Here is a 23,268-nt window from a genome sequence, read left to right as displayed (position 1 = left end):
CACCGGGTCACCACGTCACCACGTCACGGGAGCTCGGGGAAGAGGGCGAGGTCGCGATGCTCCGGGCCGTCGCCGAGGGGGACGACGAAGCGCCGGTCGAGGAACCGGTTGCCGCGTTCGCAGGTCGTCTCGGAGACGAACAGGCAGACGTGGCAGGCGGCGCCGTGCAGGAAGTCGGCGGGGGCGGCCGGAAGGCGTTCGGCGCACAGCGGGTCGGAGGAGCAGTGCCGGGCGTCGGCCAGCGCCCGGCGGGTGAGCCGCAGCAGCTGGTCGGGTTCGGCCAGTGACACCAGCCCGCCGAGGGTGCCCTCGGCGTCGGGCACGGCGGTGTAGATGAGGATGCCGTCACGCGGGTCGTCGTCGGTGCCGGCGTAGATCCGTTCACTCAGGCTGGCCGAGCTGTACCCGCATTCCAGGGCGATGGTGCGGATCAGCAGGTGGGACAGCGAGTGCAGCGCCAGGAAGCGCACGCCGGGCCAGCCGCGCATGGGGTCGAACTCGACGGCGCCAGCGAGGCGGTCCGAGTACCGGTTCACGCGGAAGCGGCTGTAGGCGTCGCGGTGCTCGCGCATCTCCGTGGTGTCGGTGACCCGTGCCTCCCACGGCCCGAGGATCTCCTCGGACACCCGCAGGAAGATGCCCTCGCCGCGAACCTCGGTGGCCGGCACCCAGGTGGCCGGCCCGCGGGTCAGCGGTGCCCGCACGACGAGCTCCGGGTCGTCCGGGTCGGGTGCGTCGAGGCGGGTGAAGCCGGTCAGCGCCCGGACCTCGCGCAGTCGTTCGGCCTGCACGACGTCCGCGTAGAAGCGGGTCAGCCGGGGCGGCACGCCGTCCGGGTCGCGGCGCAGCGCGAAGTCGTCGGTGGCGTCGGGCAGCACCGACGCGGAGAAGATCTCCCACTCGGGGGTCCGCAGATCCGGGTAGCCGTGTTCGTCCCCGGAGTCGGTGCCGTCGCCGGGCGCGGTGGTCAGCGCCGTCCGATGCCGCTCGACGGCGGCCCAGACCTCGGCGTCGGTCCAGCGGGCGAACTCGCGCTGGACCACACCGGGCTGGGAGCGGGTGTAGGCGAGGATGTACTCGTTGATCATCGGATCGAACACGGACCAGTTCTGTTCGACCTTGTTGGCCAGCTCACTGGCGCCGGTGCGGGGAACGGAGAGCACGGACAGGCCCTGGGCGAACCACTGGTTGGAGGCCCCGACCACGAGCAGGCGGGCATCGGCGTGGCAGCCGCCGTCCACGAACGTGCCCAGGTGCGGGTGCCGGCCGCGGCAGCGGGGCAGGTTCTCGGTGCCGCGCCGGCCCGTCGCCTCACGGATGTTGCGCCGCTGGTCGCAGTTCACGCACCGGATCTCGACGTTGGCACCGAGGTTCCCGCCACGGTCCTCCATCCGCAGCCGCGGGTGACTGGCCTTCGCGCACCCGCCGCCGCGGTGGACGAACGCCACGTAGGGGAAGTCGTCGAGGTGGCCGGCGGTGCAGGCGAGGACGAAGCGGGCGGCCACGGCCAACGGCCGCCGGCCCGACCGCTTGCGGGGGCATTCTCCGTGGAAGAAGCGCGCGTCCTGGGGACGGAACTGCCACTGGTTCTCGAAGGCGAAGGCCGGGGAGGAGATCAGGTCGAGCTCGTTGCAGGCGGTGCAGCGCAGCCAGTTGGGGAACGGCACCGTCGGGACGCCGATCGGGGTGGCCGGAGCGCCCCGGCCCCCGGGGCCGCTGACGCCGGTGTCCGACCAGGGCGCCGGCCGCAGCTCGGTGACGTTGCGGTCGAACACGTGGCGCACGGCGGCAAGCAGCCGGGGCTCGGCGATCGGCTCGTAGTCGGGGACGTTGCGGTAGTCCCAGTCGTCGAGCCCGCGGACCAGCGTGGAGAAGCTGGGGAGGTCGACGAGGGCGCCGACCCCGCTGGTGAACATCAGATGGCTCGGCCGGACGTCGCCGACGCGCCGGTGGTGTCGCCCGCGCATCAGGCACCTCTCCTCTGCCGGGGCCGGGCCGGGCCGGGCAGCCGGGTCTCCCCGAGCTCGTCGCCGACCGGCGCGTCCTCGTCGTCCGGGTCGGGCCCGCCGGCGGCGGCCGGGGCGGCGGGAGCGGCGGGAGCGGCGGGAGCGGCGGGGCTGGCCGGGGTGCCGAAACTCCACGGCGGATCGACGAGGTTGTGGTTGTAGAGCTCCTCGCCGGCGGGGACGAGGAGGCTGATCTCATGTTCGGTCTCGCGCATCGACTGGGCGACGGTGAGGACCTCCCAGCGGCCGTGGCCGGCCGGTTCCAGCAGGCCGGTGAGTCGTTGCTGGCCCGCGCCCGCGCCGCCGCCGCGCTCGGTGTAGCCGAGCCGGGCCGGGCCGGTGCGCATCAGCTGCCAGCGGTCGACGAGTTCGCGGAGCCGTTCGCCGAGGTACTCGGCACCGCGCGGGCCGGCGACGGCCTCCGCCCGGGCCAGCAGCCGGCCGATCAGCCGGGTGGCGACGGGGCCGGTGAGGTCGACGTCGTGCGCGTCGATGTTGCGGGTGTTCGCGTCGTCGAGGTGGCGCAGCGCGGCGACGAACGCGCCGGTGGCCGTGCGGTCGAGCGAGCGCCGGGTGAACGGGGTGACCGACAGCGCCTCGACCTGCCGGTAGAAGCTGGCGTGGTAGGGCCCGAAGTCCTCGTAGTGGGCGAGATCGCGGGGCCGCGCCCAGTTGTAGAGGGTGACGACGAGCCCGGGGCGCGCCGCGTCCCGGCCGACCCGGGAGGACGCCTGGATGTACTCGGCGGTGTTCTTCGGCTGCCCGACGACGGCCATCAGCCCGAACCGGGAGACGTCGACACCGACCTGCAGCATCGACGTCGCCAGGACGACGTCGACCGGCCGGCGGGCCTCCCTGGCTCGCCACTGTTCGGCGACCGGATGTGCGGGGGGCCGTTCCCTGGTGCGGCTGTCCCGGATGCTGAGCGTCTCCCGCCAGGTGTCGGCGATCGCCTGGCGCCGGACGGAGGTGTCCAGCTCGGCGTCGAACGCGATCTCCAGGCGCTTCAGGACGTCGCTGATGTCGGCGGAGGAGACCCGGGAGGTCAGCTCGCTGATGGTGAGCATCGCCGCGCTGGGGCCGAGCCGGTTCGACAGCCCCTTGCGCGTGCCGTGGGTGCGTACCCGGGTGGTGACATCGTCGTCGAGGTAGCGGCGCATGCCGGCGAGCTCGCGGGTGGCGTTGAAGTAGCCGACGAGTGTCTGGTACGGCTCGGCGGCCTCGCCGTGCCGGTCGAAGAGGGTCTGCCCGGCCAGCAGCAGGATCTCGGCGAGCCGGATCTGGGCGGACTTCATCCGGGTGCCGTGGGCGCAGATGCCCAGATAGCGCCGCCCGGGGTTCTGCGGGCTGACGGGGACCTGGCGGGAGAAGAACGTGTCGGTGACGTCGACGACCTGCGGCGGGAACACGGCCAGCCGGCGGCCGAACACGCCGAGGACCTGGTCCCGCGCCCGCTTGGTGGTGGCGGTGGAGGCGACGATCTTCGGCCCGGCCAGGGCGGGAGCGCCCCCGTCACCGGCACCCGAGGGCAGCGGCCAGGAGCACAGTTCGTCCACCGCGGCCTCGAACAGGCCGACGGTGGTGCCGAGCGCGCCGGAGATGAGATGCAGCTCGTCCTGGATGATCAGGTCGGGTGGACRCAGCCGGCGCACCGGTTCGCTCGTCACCTTCGGCAGGTCGCCGCGGCGCTGGTGGCTGGACCCGCAGCCGGTCCGCGCGTCGAGGTCGTCGTGGCGGTAGCCGTGCCGCGGGCAGCGCTGGCGCACCCGGCCGAACAGGATGCCCGCCTCGCCGCGCCACGGCAGCTGGGCGAGCTTGTCGACGGTGGCGATGACGAGGCTGGGGGCGTACCGGTAGATCTCCTCGTCGACGGTGAGTACCGGCAGGCCCTCCCCCGGTGCGAGCCGCTGGGAGAACGGGCAGGCGTCGGAACCCTCGCCGTTCGGGCAGTAGAGCAGGACGCGCCGCAGGTTCTCGTCGGGGTGGGCGTCGCGGTGGGCGGCGAGCACCGTGCCGCACCACGGGCAGCTCAGGGTCTGCAGGACGTTGGCCCGCTTGCCGTCCCCCACCTCACGGGCCTGGCTGATCTGGTCGGCGGCGTCCTTGAAGTTGTTCGGGGAGACGCCGCTGCCCACCCACAGGCCGATCCGGAACCGTTCCGCCCCCCAGGTGGCCTCGTCGGCGCGGCGCAGCACCTCCGTGGCGCAGACGAGGGCGGCCGCCCGCTGGAACTGCTGGGCGGTCAGCAGCCGCAGGGTGTAGCGCATGAGGACGGCGACCCCGGCCTCGCCGGAACGTGCGTCGGCCCCGGTGCCGACGGTGCCCTGCAGCCGGCGGATCGCGAAGGTGTAGGCGGTCAGCCCTAGGTAGGCCTCGGTCTTCCCACCGCCGGTGGGAAAGAACAGCAGGTCGACGAGAGCGTCAGCGTCGGCGGCCCGCTCCGGGTGCGCCGGGTCGGTCAGCGCCGGCAGGTTGAGCAGGACGAACCCGAGCTGGAACGGCCGCCAGGACGCCGCCGCCGCGCCCTGTGCCTCCACCCGGGCCTTCGCCTCGGCGTAGGTCAGGCCGTGCTCGTCGCGGAGCCGGGCGATCGCGGTGTGCCGGCGCTGCGCCGCCATGGCCTGGTTGGCGAAACGGAAGGCCGCCAGCGCCTGCGCATGGTGCGGCCGCGCCGGATCCGTGAGCAGGGTGATCCCCGCGCGGATGCGGGCGGCCGCTCCCCTCGCCTCGCCGATGGCGATGCGTGCGGTGGGCCGCAGCCGCGGCGGCAGGCCTGGCAGCTGCTCGTTCTCACGCTCGTCGAGCCAGGCGTGGTAGCCGTCGGCGAGCGGTGTCAGCCCGCGTCGCAGCTGCGCCGCGTCGGCGGCCGCGAGCGCGTCCATCGACAGCTCCACACCCGCCAGCGGCGTACCGGCGCCCGCCGGCGCGATGGTCGACGGGACGTCGTAGCTGGGCAGCCAGGTCGTCTCCAGCCGGTGCGCGCGACGCTCCCCGGGCCGGACGGAGGGGTGCACGGCGATGTTGCGGCCGCTGGCGTAGCGCCGCTCCCCCCGGTAGAGCAGCCGCAGGTGCAGCTCCTCGTGGTCGGAGTGGTCGGCCGCGCCGCCGTCCTCGGGATCGTCGATCGGCAGGAAGACGGCCCGCTCCCCGTCGAGCGCGGTGACGGTCAGCGTGGCCTGGAACAGCCAGGCGGTGTCGGCCCGCGACGGCGGCTCCGGCTGCCCGTTGACGAGTGTCAGCTCGACGATCCGCCGGCCCGGCCGCTCCCGCAGGACGACGGCGAGGAACACGCCGGTCTCGGCATCGCCGACCAGCGGCACCCGGAAGGCGTCGGCGCCGAGCGAACCGTCCAGGCGAATCTCCCGGTTCGCATGCACGACCGGCTCGCGGGCCCAGACGGTGTGCGTGCGCCCCTCGTCGTCCTCGGTCTCCTGCCGGACGTACCGGCCCCAGCTCGCGGTGACGGCGACGACGTCGACCGCCGCACCGTCCGCTCCGGGCGGACTGGCCGCGCTGGCCGCGCCGCTCGCCCCGGTCACGCTGGCCGGGACGGCGAACGACAGGCCCATCGAGGACGCCCAGATCCGGCCCCGGGCCTGCGGGGTGAGAACCTCGGGCAGGTCGCTGTCGGCGTCGCCCTGCACCGCCGTCTCGGTGTCGGCGACCGATTCGGCCGCCGCCGCCTCGCGGGCCCCGCGCGGTGCGGGCTTCGGGCCGAGCATCCCGACGAGGTAGCGCTCCCGGGGCCCCATCGCCCGCGGGTGGAACACCTCGTGCTCCCCGTCCCACGGCCCGAGCAGGTCACGCTGGACGAGTTCGGCGAACGCATCCCGGACCTCGTACGAGGTCGCGGGGACGAACTCCCCCGGCCTGTCCAGGATTTCCGTGGGTGACAGGGCGTCCGCGGTACCGGCGCCGCCCGCGCTCGCACCCCCCGATCCGGCGAGCGTGGGCGAGGCGCCCTTCTCGGCGGGAAACAGCGCGTCCTGACGATCCTGCGTCACCACGGCTCATCTCCCCCTCGAAGCAGCCCGGCCGGCGCGTCTCACCCGCAAGCCGAAGACTGTGTACCGAGTTCACAGACTACACATTCAGGCCAGCTCGCGTAAGGGCACCATCCCACCCACGCCCGCCGCCGGCTCGGGAGAAGCCAGTCCGCTCCGCGGTGTCACCCGCGACGCGCAGAGATGGTTGGATCCGTGACGGGCGCCGCCCGGAAAGCGACACCAGCACGGCGCGACGAGGGGAGCCGGACGGCACGTGAGCGACAACATGGGGTTCCCCCCGAGCCCGGACCAGGGCGGATACAGCCAGGGCCACCCGCCCTACCCCGGCCAGCCCGGCCAGGGGCCGGCAGGCGGCCCCGCCTACCCACCGAACCCGGGGTACCCGCCGGCAGGTCAGGGCTACCCGCCGGGGCCGGACCAGGGTTACCCGCCCTACAACCAGGGCTACCCGCCACCCCACGGCCAGGGCTACCCGCCACCCGGCTACGGCCCCTACGGCGGCCAGCCCCGCAACGGTCTCGGCGTCGCCGCGCTGGTCCTCGGCGTGGTCGCGATCCTGCTCTCCTGGACCGTCATCGGCGGCATCCTGCTCGGCGTCGGCGCGTTGGTCTGCGGTTTCCTCGGCCGCGGCCGGGTCAACCGGCAGGAAGCCAACAACGGCGGCATGGCACTGGCCGGCATCATCACCGGCGCAATCGGTGTGGTGATCGCACTGATCGTCCTGGTCGCCTCCATCGCCTTCTTCGTCTCGGAGGAGGGTCGCACCTATGTGAGCTGCCTGGACGACGCCGGCAACAACCAGGTCGAGATCGACCGGTGCGCCCGGGAGTTCCTGGGCTGAAGCCGCGGCCGACGGCAGGAGACCGCCGCCGCCGCACCAGACAGAAAGCGCTCGGCCTGCACGGCCGCGCCCGCGGTGAGATGACGCGGGCGCGGCCGCGTCTCCCCTTCCTCGACCAGTCCAGGCCCCACCAGCTTCAGCCGATGCACCACCTACTTATGGCACAGGCGGAGAACCATCAGGCCGGTGCATCGACCCGTCCTCGTCCACTACCGGCTGACGGCCGCGGAGGTACTGGGACCCGCACCGACGTCCAGCCAAGCCCCTTGCATCCGATACCCGGGGGGGTATGGTGGTTATGGAGGTGGGGCACCGTGGAGATGAACGCTCAGGTCCTGTCCGACGCGATGACGCGGCTGAAGCGCGCACACGGCCAGCTGGGCGCCGTGATCGGCATGATCGAGAACGGTGACGACTGCGAGCGGGTCCTGACGCAGCTCGCGGCGGTGTCCCGAGCGCTGGACAGGGCGGGCTTTAAGATCATCTCCACGGGCATGCGCCAGTGCCAGGCCGCGCGCGAGCGCGGGGAGCAGCCGCCGTTGACCGAGGAGCAGCTGGAGAAGCTGTTCATGGCCTTGTCCTGACCCGACCGGGCAGACCCCACCGACCGGCAGGTCTGCCTGTCGATGCGCAGGACCGCAGCATGTCCCGCGTATACCCCCCGGGGTATATGGACTTCGGGAGGTCGACGATGCCGGATCCATCCGATGGGGGCGCGCTGCCGTCGGCGGGTAACGGGCAGGTGCCGCCCCGCCCCGCGGCACGCAGGGCCAGATGAACTACCACGCGGCCCGCCGGGCCGACATCGACGACAAGAGCGACAAGAGCGAGAGCGAGCAGGCGATGACCGGTGTTGATGTCAAGATCGATGTCAGGATCGATGTCCAGGTCGTGGAGACCTCGTCGCTGGGTGACCGCAGCTACCTGGCGCATGACGGGCGGGTCGCGGTCGTGGTCGATCCGCAGCGCGACATCGACCGGATCCTGGCTCTGGCGGGCCGTCTCGGGGTGCGGATCACGCATGTGGCCGAGACACACCTGCACAACGACTACGTCTCCGGCGGTCTCGCGCTGGCCCGGGTGACCGGCGCCCGGTATCTGGTCGCCGCCGCCGACGAGGTGGGCTTCGACCGGCTGCCGGTCGCCGACGGCGACGAGGTCGCGGTGTCGGACTCGATGCTGCTGCGGGTGGTCGCCGCCCCCGGGCACACGTTCCACCACCTGTCCTATGTCCTCGACGGTCCTGACGGGCCGGTGGGGGTGTTCACCGGCGGTTCGCTGCTGTTCGGCACCACCGGCCGCACCGACCTGCTCGGCCAGCGGCACGCCCACACCCTGGCCGAGCAGCAGCACGCCACGGTGCGCCGCCTCGCCGACCTGCTGCCCGACGGCGCGCAGATCTGGCCCACCCACGGGTTCGGCAGCTTCTGCTCCGCCACCCAGTCCGACGCCCCCGCCTCCACGATCGGCCGGGAACGACAGGTCAACCCGGCGCTGCGGCTGGAGACCGACGCGTTCGTCACCGAGATCCTGGCCGGGCTCGACGCCTACCCCGCCTACTACGCGCACATGGGCGCCCGCAACGTCGACGGGGCCGCGCTGATCGACCTCACCCCGGCGCACCGGGCCGACCCGGCCGAACTACGCGCGCGGATCGGCGCCGGCGAGTGGGTGATCGACCTGCGCTCACGCAAGGCGTTCGCGCACCGGCACCTCGCCGGGACACTGAGCTTCGGTCTGGACGGGCCGATGTCCACCTGGCTGGGCTGGATGGCTCCCTGGGGCGCGCCGATCACCCTGCTCGGCGAAAGCGGGCAGCAGGTCGCCGACGCCCAGCGCGAACTCGCCCGCATCGGCATCGACCGGCCCGCCGCCACGGCCACCGGCGGCCCCGACGGCTGGGCCGGCGGCGAGGAGCATCACGTCGCCGAGCTCACCACAGCTGCGTTCGTCGACCTCGCCGCCGCCCGCGCCGGCGCCGTCCCGCCCGGGCTGCCGGCGCCGGACGCCGTGCTCGACGTGCGGATGGGCAACGAATGGCGCTCGGGCCACCTCGACGGCGCCGTGCACATCCCGCTGCCCGAGCTGCCGGCCCGGCTCGGCGAGGTGCCCGCCGGCACCGTCTGGGTGCACTGCGGCTCCGGCTACCGCGCCGCCGCCGCGAGCAGCCTGCTGCAACGCGCCGGCCGCCAGGTCGTGCACCTCGACGACGCCTACACCAACGCCGCCGCCGCGGGCCTGACCATCGTCACCGGCAAGGAGACCTCATGACCAGCCACACCCCGGCGGCCCCGGCGACCCTGGACGCCGCCACGCTGCGGCAGCTCATCGCCACGGCCGGCGCACCACGACTGATCGACGTGCGCACCCCGGGCGAGTTCGAGACCGTGCACATCCCCGGTTCCTACAACGTGCCGCTCGACATCCTGCGCGAGCACCGCGACGAACTGCGCGCGCACCTCGACGAGCAGGTCGTGCTCGTCTGCCGCTCGGGGCAACGCGCCGCCGCGGCCGAACAGGCCCTCGCCACGGCGGGCCTGCCGAACCTGCGGATCCTCGACGGCGGCATCAACGCCTGGCAGGCTGCCGGCGCCCCCGTACGTGGCGGCGTTCCCCGCTGGGACCTCGAACGGCAGGTCCGTCTCGTCGCCGGCTCCCTCGTGCTGGGCGCGGTCCTGACCAGCGTGGCGGTCCCGGCGGCCAAGTGGGCGGCGGCGGCCGTCGGCGCCGGGCTGACCTTCGCCGCCCTGTCCAACACCTGCGCGATGGGCAGCCTGCTGGCCAGACTGCCTTACAACCGCGGCCCCCGCCTCGACGTCGACGGCGTCATCGCCGCCCTGGCCAGCCCACGGCCATGATCGCCGCTCTGGGCCTCGGCGCGGCGATCGGGATCCTGCTCGGCCTGCTCGGCGGCGGGGGCTCCATCCTGGCCGTCCCCGCACTGATCTACGGCGCCGGGCTGTCCGTGACAGCCGCCGTACCCACATCGCTGCTGGTCGTGGGAATCTCCTCAGCCGCCGCGCTGCTCCCCCGCCTGCGCACCCGCCAGATCCGCTGGCGCATCGCCGCGATCGTCGGCACAGCCGGAGCACTGGCGGCGTTCGGCGGCGCGGCCCTCAACCAGCTGCTCGACCCCCGCCTCGTCCTGATCGGCCTCGCCGCCCTCATGGTCGCCGCCGCACTCCGCATGCTGCGCGGCGACGGCGAGACCGGCGGCGACTGCGCCCTACCCGACGGCGGCGTCAACTGGCGTGGCTGCCTACCCAAAGCCATCGGCACCGGTATCGCCGTCGGTTTTCTCACCGGTCTGTTCGGCGTCGGCGGTGGATTCCTCCTCATCCCCGCCCTCGTCCTGCTCCTCGGCCTGCCGATGCCCGCCGCGGTCGGCACCTCACTGGTCATCATCGTGATCAACTCCGCCGCCGGGTTCGCCGCCCACGCCGGCGACACCACGCTCGACTACCGCATCGCCGCCGCGTTCACCGCCGCCGCGGTCCTAGGCTCGCTGGCCGCCGGACGATTCGCGACGCACGTGCCTGCCGAGCGGCTACGCAGATCCTTCGCCTACCTCGTCCTCGCAGTCGCGGCCTTCGTCGTCATCCAGGCCGTCGTCAACCCGCCTGCCAGCTGACCCATCACCAACCGCCACGACCGATACGCCGGCAGTCGGACACTCCCAAATCACGTTGACGCGGCCGCGACGGCGCGGAAAATTGCGGATCATGCCTCCGCCGCCGACTCCGCACATCCGCCCGTTCCTGCCTGCCGACGTCGACGCAGTGGTGGCACTCTCGCTGCGGGCATGGGCGCCGGTGTTCGCATCCTTCGAGCACGTGCTCGGTCGCGTCGTCTACCGTCGGCTGTACCCGGACTGGCGGAGGCAGCAGGCCGAGGCGGTGCGGGAGGTGCTTTCCGGCGACCGGGCCCGATGCTGGGTCGCCGAGTCCGACGGACGGCCGGTGGGATTCGTCGCCGTCGTGCTGACCCGAGAGTCCGACGGGCCGGAATCCGACTGCGGCGAGATCGAGATGATCGCCGTGGACCCCGCGGACCAGCGCCGCGGAGTCGGGGCCGCCCTGCTCGACCGCGGCATCGAACACATCCGCGAGGCCGGCCGTTCCCTTGCCGTCATCGGGGCGGGCGGTGATCCGGGCCACGCGCCTGCCCGGCACGCGTACGAACGCGCCGGTTTCCGGCCACTGCCACAGGTCCGCTACTACAGAACCATCTAAATAACTCGTACCTGGTCACCTGGTCGCTGCCGGTTCAGGRACGCACCTCGCCGTGTTCGTCGACGAACAGGACCCCGATCGCGGCCCGGTCGAGGCTGGCACGGGTCCGTTCGTGCAGCCGCCGGTAGGTCGGGACGTCCGGGAGACCAATGGCCACCTCGTAGTGCGGGAACTCGCCATGGGTGAGCATCGCCCGCAGGATCGCCTGCCCGTACCAGTTCCGGGCCTGCGTGCCGGGCTGGGTCGGCTTGACTTCGCCCGCCCGCGCCGGGTCCGCGTAGGTGCCCCTGGTGGGGAATCCCTTCACCTCGACGGCCAGCGTGCGCCCGTCCCGGGCGGCCAGGATGTCGACGCCGTGCTCCTTCGTCGCGGTCTCGGCGACCCGCCGGATCTCCCAGCCCTCCCTCGCCAGGTGGGCGACGAGCATCCCCTGCACCGATGCCTCCGAGAACCCGCCCTCCGACGCGCCGAGCGTCTCCGCCTTCGCCGCCTCGGCCCTGGCCGCGGCGGCTTCCGCCGCCTTGCGGGCGGCGTGGGTGCCGCCCGTGGCTCCCCGGGCGAAGACCACCCGGCCGGCATCCGGATACGCCGACTCGACCCGCCAGCCAGCCTCACGCCAGGCCGTCGCCTGCGTGTGCGAGTTGTTCGCCCACCAGGTCCGGAGCCGCCGCGCGGACGGCGGCAGCTCCCCCACCAGCTTCTCCACCGCCTCGAAGCTCAGGGCCTCGACGATCACCCCGGCCGGCAGGCTCGCCAGATAGTCCCGCAGCGCGTCGTACTTCCCCACGACTCCCCCAAACGGCCCCGTGTTTCGTCTCTCGGGAGGACCGTAACGGTCGCCGCCAGCCATCTCACCGGTCACCTCACCGCTGGACAGCAACCCCAGCAACCCCAGCAACCCCAGCAACCCCAGCAACCCGAAACGGTAAATCCCAACACCAGGAAGCCGGTCAACAAAGACACGACTACGCGGCCAACTACGTCTACCACTGGTTCGCCTACGATCCGCGCCAGATCAACTCCCGCACCTGGACCGGCAGCGCGATCGGAAGCAACATCGCCGACGGCCACGACGCAACCAGGAGCTTTCTCCGCATCACCACGCCGTCAAGCGAAACGTGGACGGAGAACCGCCCCGGAACCGACCTGCTGTGCACCCCGAACTGCGCCGCCGTACTCGACCGTTCCTGACACCTACCACAGTTCTGCCCTCGGGCAGACACCACGTCAGTCGGCGCCGTAGGGGTCGTGGAGCGGCTGGCTGGTGATCGAGGTGCGGACGGAGCGTTCCGCCTGCGCGGCCGTGCCTGCCGCGAGGTAGCGCAGGGTGCGGCCGTGGCCGGTCTCCTCGATCAGACCGGCGCCCCTGAGCCCCTGCAGGTCACGGATCGCCTGGTCGCGAGTCAGACCCTCATCACTCATGTAGGTGGTACGCCGTGCTCCCCCGGGCCGGGTCGCCGCGTACACCGCGGCCACGGTGCGCTCGCCGAGCCCGGCCGCCGCGACCTGGTCCGCCAGCGCCCGCCAGACATCCGCCGCGATTTCGAGACGGCGCTGGACCAGCTGGGCCTGCAGATGGTGGGCCCGCAGGCAGAATCGCAGCCAGTTATGCGCATCGCGCTCCGGCTGAAAGCTCCCGCCCTGCGCCTCGCCGAGTGCCGCGTAGTACATCGCGGTGTTGTGGGGAGACGAACCGAGCCACTCCTCGATGCTGGAGAACTCCGGCGCGAGGATCAGCTGCCGGGCGAGCACCAGGGTGTGCAGGCAGCGGGCCATCCGCCCGTTCCCGTCACGCCAGGGATGAATACTGACCAGGTTCAGGTGTGCCATCGCGGCCCGGACCACCGCGGGCGCATCCAGATCTCCGTCCTGCAGCCAGCCACACAGCTCGTCCATGAGTTCCGGTACGTGCTCGGCCTCCGGCCCGGTGTAGACCGGCGGATTGTCCGGCGCGCCGGACACCCAGATCGGCCCGAGCCGGTATCTTCCCGGCGATCTGTCGAGATCACCACGCAGCATCATGAAGTGCAGTGCCGACAACAACATCGGGTGGAACGTGAAAACCTCGAACCGGGCAGTCTGGAGGACGTAGGTCAACGCATCCGCGTAGCCGGTGATCGCGGCGCGGGTCTGTACGTCATGCGCCGTCGGCATTTCCTCACCGGCCGCTATCGCCTCGGCGTCCGCCACGTCGACGGTGTAGCCCTCGATCGTGTTCGATCCCCGGACAGCGCCCGCGATCAGGCTGCGCCGCAGCTGCCCCAGCCACCGGCGCGGTTCGGCGACCTGGTGGCGCAGCTCGCCGCGGAACCGTTCGAGGTCGGCCAGCACCCGCTCGTCGGCCGCGTCGACATCCGGCACACGAAACAGCATGCGACGATGCTACGCGCCTCGTAGCATGTTCACCGTCCTGTTCGATCCCCGACAACGCCCGCGATCAGGTGGGTGCCAGCGCTCACTCTGGCAGGCGCCAGGTGCCGCGATCGCCGGGGTCAATGCCGGACCACCGCAGGGCAGCGCGGTCCAGGGCGAGCAGGTCGCAGGGTTCGGCACCGCGGAGGAGCTCCTTGCAGGCGCGGAACGCCAGGTCCGCCGCCAGGCGCTCAGCCTCGTCGCCCCGTATCCGCCGGCCAGCCAGCAGCCGCTGTTCCACCTCGTCGGCGAGCACCAGCGTGGCGTGCTCCGCTTCGAAGGTCCGGAGCTGCTCGCGGTGTTCCCGGCGACTTCTGCGGGCTGCCGTCTCAGTGAACAACTCGGCCAGCCAACCCGGCGGTTCGCTGGCCATCGCCCGCCACGACCTCGCCTGCGTGACGGTCAGCGGCTCGTCGACTCCCGCCCACCGCATCGCGTCGGCCACCGTGTGGACCGGGATGCCGAGGACCTGCGCGACCGGGATCGAACAGAGAGCACGATCGGCTCGGCGCTGCGCGAGGGTCCGTCTCGATGTCGCCACGATCAACGCCTCACTTCTCCTGTCCTCGGACGAGATCGGGTCGGCTGGTGAGCCAGGGCGCTGGTCGAGAGCGTGTTCGACCAGCGCGAAGAAACGACACCCACCTGCGGATCGGGTAACGCCCGCACCCGACGCAGCACCGTGTTCCGGCCAGCGCACAGCCCCACCCACCCGCCCGGCGAGACGTGAACCGGCCCGGGCGGTGAAGTTGACCCGCCCACGCCGATCATGTCGGGCGAGTGGCCTGCCCTCACCGGATGCTGTCAGGGTCTGTCAGATTGCATAGCCCTCGCCAACGAGCCGCCCGCTGACGTCGTACGCCTGGATGAGYGGGCGAATCGACTGGCTCCAGGCGGAGAACGCTTCATCGTTCTGATGGAAAGACTGGAAGTAGTCATCGTCGCCGGGCTTCGGGCCGGGCTCCGGTGGGTCGACCTGTACCGATCTCACGATGATTTTTCCGTCCTGGATGGGAACCTCGCTCACCTCTCCGGTGGGTGTCGTCACCGTCACCCTGGCGACCCGCGATGACACCAGTCCAGCCGCCAGGTGGAGGGTCCGGTCGCGGTGGGAGCCAGGGGTCCCGCCGCCACTAATTGCATGCCTGCCGCCGTGAACCAGGTCAAGGTCGGAACGGGGGACGACCCCGAACCCGGCAGCACGATCAGCCGAGGGTGCGCTAAACCCACCCGCATAGGCGTCGACGATTTCCGGTCTTCCCGCGGAGTTCGCCGGGAGATCACAGTCGAAGATCGCCGTCCCGTTGGTGAATATCACGGTCGCTCCGAACTCGTCACCGGCCGCCGCCCACACCCTGTTGTCGAGCGGCTGGAATCGCGCCGGGTCGGCTGGCCCCGGGAACGACTGCTGGCACTCAGGTGCCAGCTGGGCCTCCTCGTCCGGAGTGAAGGTGAGCGGATACAACCGGGCGCCCGCCGGGCGCGCAGGCACTTCGGCCGGAGTGATGACCGTGTTCTCCGCACCGCCTCCCAGCGCCACGCCGGTCGCGGCCCCTGCCGCGGCCAGAACAAGCGCCAGGGCGGGAACAGCCCGGCGGGTGTACCGGCGGCGGCGCTCGCCTGGCACCCGCGCCCGCACCCCGGCCCACAGGTCATCCGAGGGATGGACGACCACCGTCGCCACAYGGTCCCGAAGCCTTTCGGTGATCCACTCGTCGGTGCTCATGCCAGCCCTCCCCAGATCTCGTCGTGCTCCTCCACCGGCCTGGGCTGCCGCGGCACGGGCCGCCCGGCTCTGCCTCCGATGCGCTGTTTCGCCCCGGCAGGTTGAATCCCCGTTTCCAGGCGCAGCGACGGGTTGGCCCGCAGGCGAGCCAGCCCGCGGGAGGCGTGCGTCTTCACCGTGCCGACCGAACAGCCGAGGATCTCCGCGACCCGCGCCTCCGGCAGGTCCTCGCAGTACCGCAGCACGACGACCGCCCGCTGCCGGCGCGGCAGCACCGCCAGGGCCGCGGCGAGGCCCGCCCGGTCGTCCACCGCGGCGAGTTCACCGCCGGCACTCGGCGCCCGATCGGGCACCACCGGCACCAGCGTCTCCGCGATTCGACGGGTACGGAACTGGCGGCGGTGGGCATTGATCAGGATGCGGCACACATAGGCATCCGGCGAGTCGCTCGCGCGGACCCGCCGCCAGGCGACGAACGTGCGGGCCAGCGCCGTCTGCGCCAGGTCCTCGGCCGCAGCCGCGTCCGCGGTCAGCAGGTAGGCGAGCCGAAGCAGGCCGGGCAGCCGCTCGGTGAAGTACGTCTGGAAATCGTCGTGCTCCTCATCGTCCATGGCCCCTCCTCACCCATGCAGAGGCCGCTGTCGCCTTGACGGGTTGACAGGGTTGGGCCGATTTGAGCGGTATCGGGCCGGCAGTGAGGACAGTCTGAACGTAGGCGGACGATCCGCGCAGACGGTGCATCGCCAGCCGCGGTTCCTGAGTCGGTTCCGCGGCGGAGAAGGCTGCGAGCCGGTCCGGCGGGTCGCAGCCGTTCCGGGTCACCTTGGGCAGGAAACCGTCGGGCCGAGACGAGTGCGGCGCGGCAGGCGGCAGCACCCGCTGCCGCGTCACCCACCATCGGCGCCTGTGCTGGTGCTGAGCTGACCGGCGCGGGTGGGGTATGCGAGGTGTGCAGGCCCGACCAGATCTCCAGCCAGGCCGACCACCACCGGGCCGGATCGGCCGCACGGTGTGCCCGGTAGGCAGCCGCGACCATGGCCCCCACACCGGCACGCCCCAGCACGGCACGCACCCGGTCAGCCTGCCCCGCGGTCAGGGCGTACGACGCCCGCAGCCCCCGGGCCACCAGAGCGTCCGCGAGTGGCCGCAGGTCCTCGGGCACCGTTCGTCCCCGCCTCGACGCGGCGGCCGGCCAGCGGGGCCGCCGCGTTCTCCCCCCGGGAGGACGCGAGGTGGATTCCTGGGGAGTCATCGGTTCCGAGAACCGGGCAGCTCGGTCCTCGACCGGCGCCTCCGGTCCTGACTCCAGGGATGCCGTCGAGGCCGGGGCCGGGGGACGGACCAGACGGTACCGGTTCGATCGGCGGCCGCCACCGCGCTCGGTGGCCAGGACGCCGGCCATCTCCAGGGCACGCACCGCGCGCCGGGCGGTGGACTCCGACACCTCGGCCCGCGCGGCCAGCGTGGACATCGACGGGAACGCACCCGACCAGTCCGTCGCGTCGAGGTAGTAGGCGATCCCGAGGAGCGTGGAACGCAGCACGCGCACCGACACCATCCGCCCGCCGACGAGGGTCGGGACGAGCCTGATCGACCGAACATGGGAGTAGAGCGCGGAGACGGCGGAGCGCTGTGCAATGCTGGACTTCACGGTTCGGACTCCTGRTGTTGGTCAGGGTTCGGATCCAGGCCCCGTTCCGGTGCTGCTAACACCGGGCGGGGCCGCCCCATCGGTGGGGATGATCCACGGTAGCCCGCGAAACGGACCACACCCGGCAGACTTCCACCGCGACCACTACCAGGCCACATTCCGCGGACGATGAGCGATGCCGCCGCGAGTACAATCGTTTGATGCCGAGCAAACAATGAACAGATCCGCCGATCGGACGGCGACGGCCCCGGGGAATCGGCGTACCCGTCCCACCGGTGGCGAACTTTCCCGCGCCAGCCTCCGTTGTGCATAAAGTTGACTCCGCCATACGTTCACGGTCGGGCGGCGGGGGGCTGGATGCAGGCGGACGGAAATGGCCATGTACCTGCGGGAATACCGCTGGAGGATCTCTGCCCCGGGTGGCGTGTCACCGGGATCGTCCATGGTGAGGCGGTGGTGGTCACCGCCGTCCGGCCGGCCGGCAGCAATGCGCGGCTCGTCGAGTACCGGCGCGACGACGGGACCATCCACAGGTCGGTACTGCCGCGCTCCCGCGAGGCCGACCTCGCGCGCGTCACAGGGTCAGGGCCCTTCCGCGCCGACCCGCGGGACTGGCGCCTCGCCGCCGAGGCCCTGCGGATCCGGCGGTCGACCCTCTTCACGGACATGGCCGCGGTGGCGACGTCCGCCCTGCAACCGCTGCCGCACCAGCTGCTGGCCGTCTACGACGAGCTGCTGCCCCGCTCGCCGCTGCGGTTCCTGCTCGCCGACGACCCCGGCGCGGGCAAGACCATCACCGCCGGGCTCTACCTCAAGGAGATGATGCTGCGCGACGACGTCGCGCGCTGCCTGATCGTCGTCCCAGGATCGCTGATCGACCAGTGGCAGAGCGAGCTGCGGGAACGGTTCGGGCTCGTGTTCGAACGGCTCAGCACGGACCTGGCCGCGACGCCCGGCAGCGACGTCTTCGAGCGCCATCCTCTCCTGCTCGCCCGCATGGACCATCTGAGCAGAAACAACGACCTGCTCACCCGACTGCGGGAGGCCAGCGAATGGGACCTCGTCATCGTCGACGAGGCACACCGCATGTCCGCCCACTATTCGGGCTACGAGCTGCGGACCACGCGGYGTTACGAGCTCGGTGAGCTGCTCAGGGAGCGCACCCGACATCTGCTGCTGATGACGGCGACACCGCACGCGGGCCGGCACGAGGATTTCCACGCCTTCCTCGCGCTGCTGGACCCGGACCGGTTCGAGGGAAACTTCACCGCCGCCGACGGCGGGGCCGCGGACACCACCGGCCTCATGCGCCGGCTCCTCAAGGAGGACCTGCGCACGCTGGACGGCCGGCCACTGTTCCCCGAGCGCCGCGCGTACACCGTGCCCTACCAGCTCTCCCCCGCCGAGCGGGAGCTGTACGAGGCGGTCACCGACTACGTCCGCCATGAGATGGGGCGCGCGGACCGGCTGCGTGCCAGCGGCGAGGTGCAGCGCGGCAACACGGTCGGCTTCGCGCTGACGATCCTGCAACGGCGGCTGGCCTCGAGCCCGGAGGCGATCCTGCGCAGTCTCGAACGGCGGCGGGAGCGCCTGCGCCAGCAGCTCGCCGACAGCGGTGGCAGGAACAGCAGTGGCAGCAACCGCGGTCGCGGCGGTGGTCGGCTGGCGGACCACGTCGAGCGCGCGCTCGCCGGGCTGTGGAACGGCAGCGTGGACAGCCGCGGCAGGGTGGACAACCGTGGCGTGGACAGCGCGCTCGACGACATCCTGTCCGAACTGGACGATCCCGAGCTGGACGGTCCCGACCTGGGCGGTTCCGGCACGGCGGCTCGGAGCAGCATGACCTTCGGTGACCTCGTCGGCCTGGAGGAGGAGGTCACCGACGCGGCCACGGCGGCCCGGACCCGTGAGGAGCTCCAGGCGGAGATCTCGACGCTGGATCACCTGGTGGGCATGGCTCGCCGCGTGCGCTCGGCCGACACCGACCGCAAGTGGTCGGAGCTTCGGACGATCCTGCGGGACGACCTGCGCACCCGGGACGAGTCCGGCCAGCTCGGCAAGATCATCCTTTTCACCGAGCACCGGGACACGCAGGCCTACCTGGTCGAGCGGATCACCGCGCTGCTCGGCGACGCAGCCGCGGTGGAGTTCATCCACGGTGGGCTCAGCCGTGAGCGCCGCCTCGCGGCCCAGCGGCGTTTCACCTCCGACCCACGGGCCCGCGTCCTCGTCGCCACGGACGCCGCCGGTGAGGGCGTGAACCTCCAGGTGGCGCATCTGATGGTCAACTACGACCTGCCGTGGAACCCGAACCGGATCGAGCAGCGGTTCGGCCGCATCCACCGCATCGGGCAGGGCGAGGTGTGCCACCTGTGGAACCTGGTGGCCACCGACACCCGTGAGGGTGACGTGTTCCACCGGCTGCTGGAGAAGATCGAGCAGCAGCACGAGGCCTACTCCGGGAAGGTCTTCGACGTCCTCGGTCAGGCGTTCGCCGACCGGCCGCTGCGGGACCTGCTTATCGAGGCGATCCGTTACGGCGACAGCCCGGACGTCCGGGGCAGGCTGCACGAGATCATCGACGCGGCGGTCGGCACCGGGCTCGTGGAGCTGCTCGACGAGCGGGCCCTGCACACGGATGTCCTGGCCGCCGCGCAGGTCGACGAGCTGCGGCGCCGGCACGACGCGGCCACGAGACACGGGCTGGCGCCAGCGGACGTGGAGGAGTTCTTCCTGGCCGCCCTCCCCACCCTGGGTGGCCGCGTCGAGCCGCGAGAGCCCGGCCTGCACCAGGTCGTCCACGTCCCGCCCGCGCTGCGGGACACCCGTACGACGCACACCGGTCAGGACCCTGTCGTGTCTCCCACCCGGCGTGTCGTGCATCCCGGCTACCGGCGGGTCACCTTCGGTACCGGGCCCGCCAGGGCCGCGGAGCTGCTCGAACCGTCGCATCCCCTCGTCGAGGCGGTCACCGACGGGGTCCTGCGCCGGGCACGCGACGTGCTGCGGGGCGGAGCCGTGTTCGTCGACCCGACGGATCCGGGCGACGTTCCGCGGCTGCTCGCGATCGTCAGCGCCGAGATCCGGGACGGTCATCAGCCGGCCGGTGTGGTGTCGCGCCGGATGACGGTGGTGGAGCTGCGTCCGGACGGCACGGCGTCGGTCCGGGAACCCGCGCCGTACCTGCGGTATCTGGAACTGCGCGACGCCGCAGCCGTGGGGACGACGGCCCCGGGTACGGGTGCGGTGGGCCCGGGTGCGGGCCGGGGTGCCGTGGGTGCGGGTGTGGTGGGCCCGGTGGATGCCGTGCGCGCCGCGGCGCTCGCCGCCCCCGGCCGGGACGCCGCCCCCTGGCTGCGTGAACCGCCGGCCGACGTGGTGCGGACGTGGGCGTTCGACCATCTCCTGCCCTCTCACCTGGACGAGGTGCGGGCGCGGGTGCAGCCACCCGCGGAGCGGGCGAGGCGGTTGGTCGCCGACCGGCTGGGGGCCGAGATCGAGAAGTGGCGGGCCTGGCGGGCCGACGATCCGGGCCCGGCGAGGAGGAGCGGCACGCGGGCGGCCGGCGACGTGGTGACGCCCGCCTCCCGTGACCGCCGCATCAGCCCGGCGACCGCGCGGCAGCGCGCGGAGGTTCTGGAGTACCGGTTGGGCCGCCGGCTCGCCGACATCGAGGCGGACCTGCATCTCGACCAGCCCGAACCGGTCGTGGAGGCGGTGGCCCTCGTCGTCCCGGCAGGCCTTGCGACCCGCGTCGGCGTGCGCCTTCCCACCGTCTCGTCGAACGGGCAGGTGGAGGGAGTGGAGGGGATGGCCGGCGGCCACCCTGCTCCCGTGCCCTCTGTGCCGGTCGCGTCGTCCACGCCGCGGCCGCGGACGACGTCCCCGCCGGTATCCCCTGAGCCCACGCCTGCGCTCCAACCCCCGGCGCGCCGGTCGCGGCGGAGGTGGTTCTGATGGGGATCGACCCCGCGGACCGGCGGGCGGTCCGCGGGCTGCTGCAGCAGGCCGAGACGCTGGGTGCCGCCGCGCAGGCCGTCGAGGCGGGCAGGGCGCGGATCCGCGGGGAGGTCGAGCAGCGGTTCGTGGCGCTGCGCGGCCAGATGGTCCGGCGCGACCTGGCGACCATGCCGCTGGCCCGGCTGCGGGAGGTCACCGGCGAGCGGGTGCGCCTGGGCCCGCTGGAGACCGCCGGGTTCCGCACCGTGCTGGACGTCCTGAACACGCTCGACACGGGGCCTGCCCCGGCCCCGCGCATCGCCGGTCTCGGGGAGCGGTCGATCACGCAGATCGTCGCCGCCGCCCGGCAGCTCTCCGCTGCCGCCGAGGACAGCATCCGGTTCCACATCGAGCTCGACCCGGCCAACGCCTACAGCACCGATCTGCTCGTCGCGCTGCATCGGCTCGACCGTGTCGAACGCGCCCTCGCCCAAGCCCGCGCCGGTGACACGACGTCCGTTCTCGCCGAGGAGCTGCCCGCCCGGATCGGCGAGGCCGCCCCGGCACGGGGGCGAGTACGGCACCTGTTCGCCAGCCTGTCCGCGCGGGAACGGGCGGTCGCGGCGGTCAGTCGCATCGACGAGCTGCTCGGGCACGCGACCGCGACCGGCCTGGTGACGTCCACCGGACCGGACCAGATCGTCGGCCCGCTGCGTTCCGCGGGTGACCTGGTGGACGCACCGGTCGAACCGGGCGCCGTGTGGGAGGACTTCGAGCGACGCGCCCCCGAGTACTACGGCCTGCTCAGCCAGATCGTCGATCTCGGGCTGGACGTCGCCGCGGCCGAGGGCGGCCTGCCGGCCGAGATCGCCGAGCGGGTGCGGGCCCAGCAGCTCGACGAGTCGTACCGCAGGGTCGCGCTGCGCGGCTACCAGGCGTTCGGCGCACGGTTCGCGCTCGTCCAGCGACGGGTGATCATCGGCGACGAGATGGGCCTGGGCAAGACGATCCAGGCCATCGCCGCACTGGCGCACCTGCGGACGCTCGGCGCCACCCACTTCCTCGTGGTCGCGCCGGCCGCCGTCCTGGTCAACTGGATGCGGGAGGTCGAGGCCCGCAGCCTGCTCGCCGCCCGTCGCCTGCACGGGCCGGAACGCGCCGGTGAGCTGCGTCGCTGGACGCGCGACGGCGGTGTCGCGGTGACCACCTTCGACGTCGCGAGGTCCCTGGCGGTCCCGTCCGACGTCGAGATCGGGATGCTGGTCGTCGACGAGGCGCACTACATCAAGAACCCGCAGGCCCTGCGCTCGCAGGCGGTCCGCGGACTCGCCGACCGGGCCGGGCGGGTGCTGTTCCTCACCGGGACGCCGATGGAGAACCGGGTGGAGGAGTTCCGCGCCCTCGTCGGCTACCTGCAACCGGAGCTGACGACCGACCCGGGCACCGGACCGCTGCGGATGGCCTCCGAGGCGTTCCGGCGCGCGGTCGCCCCGGCCTACCTGCGCCGCAACATCGACGACGTGCTCTCCGAACTGCCCGAGCTGATCGAGGTCGAGGAGGCCGAGGACTTCGGCCCGGCCGAGGAGCGTGCCTACCGCCACGCCGTGCTCGCCGGCAACTTCATGGCCATGCGCCGCGCCGCCTACCCGGCCCCGGCCGCACCGGGCAGCTCCGCCGCACCCGGCGGCGGCGTCGGCGGCCAGGTCGGCAAGCTGCGACGGCTGCTCGACATCGTCGCCGAGGCGGCGTCCAACCGGCGCAAGGTCGTCGTCTTCTCCTATTTCCTGGACGTCCTGACGGTGGTGGAGCAGGCGCTCCGGGCCGAGCTGGGTGGCGTGGTGACGGTCGTCGGCCCCCTCGACGGCGGCACGCCGGCGACCGCGCGGCAGCGCATCGTCGACGAGTTCAGTTCCGTCGCCGGTCCGGCGGTGCTGGTCAGCCAGATCGCGGCCGGCGGCACCGGTCTGAACATGCAGGCGGCGTCCGTGGTGATCCTGTGTGAGCCGCAGGTGAAACCCACCCTGGAGCAGCAGGCGATCGCCCGGTGCCACCGGATGGGCCAGGTCCGCGGCGTGCAGGTGCACCGCCTGGTCAGCACCGTCGGGGTGGACCGGCGCCTGCGCGAGATCCTCGCCGAGAAACGGCGGATGTTCGACGCCTTCGCCCGGCGCAGCGCCGTCGCCGAGGGCACCCCCGACGCCGTGGACGTCTCCGAGCAGGAACTCGCCCGCCAGATCGTCGAAGCCGAACAGCTGCGCATCGCCACCGAGGCCGCCACCACCTGAACCCGCCCCGGACGCCTCAGTCGGGGTGGCCGCCGGTCCTGCGACGTGCGTGATCGTCTGGAGCTCGCGGGTCGGTAGGCTCGGGTACACAGAGCACGGCGTGTCGGTGCCGGTCCGGAGAGGGAGTGAGACGATGGGGCGCCGCTTCAACACGGCTGGCCCCTGCCGG

Annotated in this window: 16 protein-coding genes; 8 read left to right on the top strand and 8 right to left on the bottom strand. The window is 72.5% G+C overall.

Annotated features, from left to right (window positions below):
* Positions 1-23 precede the first annotated feature (23 nt).
* Positions 24-1,967 carry a DUF1998 domain-containing protein gene (gene drmB, locus CC117_RS31520; RefSeq protein ID WP_071091374.1) on the bottom strand — a complete coding sequence of 648 codons (1,944 nt, stop codon included), beginning with the start codon at positions 1,965-1,967 and terminating at the stop codon, positions 24-26.
* Positions 1,967-6,013: a DISARM system helicase DrmA gene (gene drmA / locus CC117_RS31515; RefSeq protein ID WP_071091372.1), complete on the bottom strand. Its 4,047-nt coding sequence runs from the start codon at positions 6,011-6,013 to the stop codon at positions 1,967-1,969. The genes drmB and drmA overlap by 1 nt, the downstream gene beginning before the upstream one ends.
* 253 nt (positions 6,014-6,266) lie before the next feature.
* On the opposite strand from drmA, the gene CC117_RS31510 reads away from it, so the two are divergent.
* From CC117_RS31510 to CC117_RS31485, 6 genes are all read left to right on the top strand, one after another.
* Positions 6,267-6,854 carry a DUF4190 domain-containing protein gene (locus CC117_RS31510; protein ID WP_084133075.1) on the top strand — a complete coding sequence of 196 codons (588 nt, stop codon included), beginning with the start codon at positions 6,267-6,269 and terminating at the stop codon, positions 6,852-6,854.
* Between the two features lie 320 nt (positions 6,855-7,174).
* The gene (locus CC117_RS31505) at positions 7,175-7,438 is read left to right on the top strand and encodes a metal-sensitive transcriptional regulator (RefSeq protein ID WP_198542054.1); all 264 of its coding nucleotides are present in this window, start codon (positions 7,175-7,177) and stop codon (positions 7,436-7,438) included.
* Between the two features lie 259 nt (positions 7,439-7,697).
* A complete protein-coding gene (locus CC117_RS31500; RefSeq protein ID WP_071091392.1) occupies positions 7,698-9,125 on the top strand; it encodes an MBL fold metallo-hydrolase in 1,428 nt (475 codons plus the stop codon).
* The gene (locus CC117_RS31495) at positions 9,122-9,712 is read left to right on the top strand and encodes a rhodanese-like domain-containing protein (protein ID WP_071091367.1); all 591 of its coding nucleotides are present in this window, start codon (positions 9,122-9,124) and stop codon (positions 9,710-9,712) included. Before CC117_RS31500 ends, CC117_RS31495 begins: the two co-directional genes overlap by 4 nt.
* On the top strand, positions 9,709-10,485 hold the full coding sequence (locus CC117_RS31490) for a sulfite exporter TauE/SafE family protein (RefSeq protein WP_071091363.1): 777 nt from the start codon (positions 9,709-9,711) through the stop codon (positions 10,483-10,485). The genes CC117_RS31495 and CC117_RS31490 overlap by 4 nt, the downstream gene beginning before the upstream one ends.
* Before the next feature lie 91 nt (positions 10,486-10,576).
* Positions 10,577-11,086, top strand: coding sequence for a GNAT family N-acetyltransferase (locus tag CC117_RS31485; protein ID WP_071091360.1), 510 nt, complete (start codon positions 10,577-10,579; stop codon positions 11,084-11,086).
* Between the two features lie 34 nt (positions 11,087-11,120).
* On the opposite strand, the gene CC117_RS31480 is transcribed toward CC117_RS31485, so the two are convergent.
* From CC117_RS31480 to CC117_RS40765, 6 genes are all read right to left on the bottom strand, one after another.
* Positions 11,121-11,873, bottom strand: a complete 753-nt coding sequence (locus tag CC117_RS31480) for a DUF7662 domain-containing protein (protein WP_071091357.1) — start codon at positions 11,871-11,873, stop codon at positions 11,121-11,123.
* Positions 11,874-12,313: 440 nt separating this feature from the next.
* Positions 12,314-13,459, bottom strand: coding sequence for a Fic family protein (locus tag CC117_RS31475; RefSeq protein ID WP_071091354.1), 1,146 nt, complete (start codon positions 13,457-13,459; stop codon positions 12,314-12,316).
* Positions 13,460-13,541: 82 nt separating this feature from the next.
* Positions 13,542-14,039, bottom strand: coding sequence for a hypothetical protein (locus CC117_RS31470; protein WP_084133074.1), 498 nt, complete (start codon positions 14,037-14,039; stop codon positions 13,542-13,544).
* A gap of 273 nt (positions 14,040-14,312) precedes the next feature.
* Positions 14,313-15,224 carry a hypothetical protein gene (locus CC117_RS31465; protein WP_071091348.1) on the bottom strand — a complete coding sequence of 304 codons (912 nt, stop codon included), beginning with the start codon at positions 15,222-15,224 and terminating at the stop codon, positions 14,313-14,315.
* Entirely contained in the window at positions 15,221-15,835 is a 615-nt protein-coding gene (locus tag CC117_RS31460; protein WP_071091345.1) for a SigE family RNA polymerase sigma factor, read from the bottom strand. Before CC117_RS31460 ends, CC117_RS31465 begins: the two co-directional genes overlap by 4 nt.
* Entirely contained in the window at positions 15,754-16,695 is a 942-nt protein-coding gene (locus CC117_RS40765; RefSeq protein ID WP_407673620.1) for a hypothetical protein, read from the bottom strand. Before CC117_RS40765 ends, CC117_RS31460 begins: the two co-directional genes overlap by 82 nt.
* Before the next feature lie 633 nt (positions 16,696-17,328).
* On the opposite strand from CC117_RS40765, the gene CC117_RS31450 reads away from it, so the two are divergent.
* Positions 17,329-20,832, top strand: a complete 3,504-nt coding sequence (locus tag CC117_RS31450; RefSeq protein WP_071091339.1) for a DEAD/DEAH box helicase — start codon at positions 17,329-17,331, stop codon at positions 20,830-20,832.
* A complete protein-coding gene (locus CC117_RS31445; protein ID WP_071088224.1) occupies positions 20,832-23,099 on the top strand; it encodes a DEAD/DEAH box helicase in 2,268 nt (755 codons plus the stop codon). The genes CC117_RS31450 and CC117_RS31445 overlap by 1 nt, the downstream gene beginning before the upstream one ends.
* The last annotated feature ends 169 nt before the right edge of the window (positions 23,100-23,268 follow it).

Origin of the sequence: Parafrankia colletiae, assembly GCF_001854655.1 — a bacterium.
Taxonomy (GTDB): Bacteria; Actinomycetota; Actinomycetes; order Frankiales; family Frankiaceae; genus Parafrankia; species Parafrankia colletiae.
Note: the sequence above shows the minus strand (reverse complement) of the source record. Positions and strands in the feature narration are given on the sequence as shown.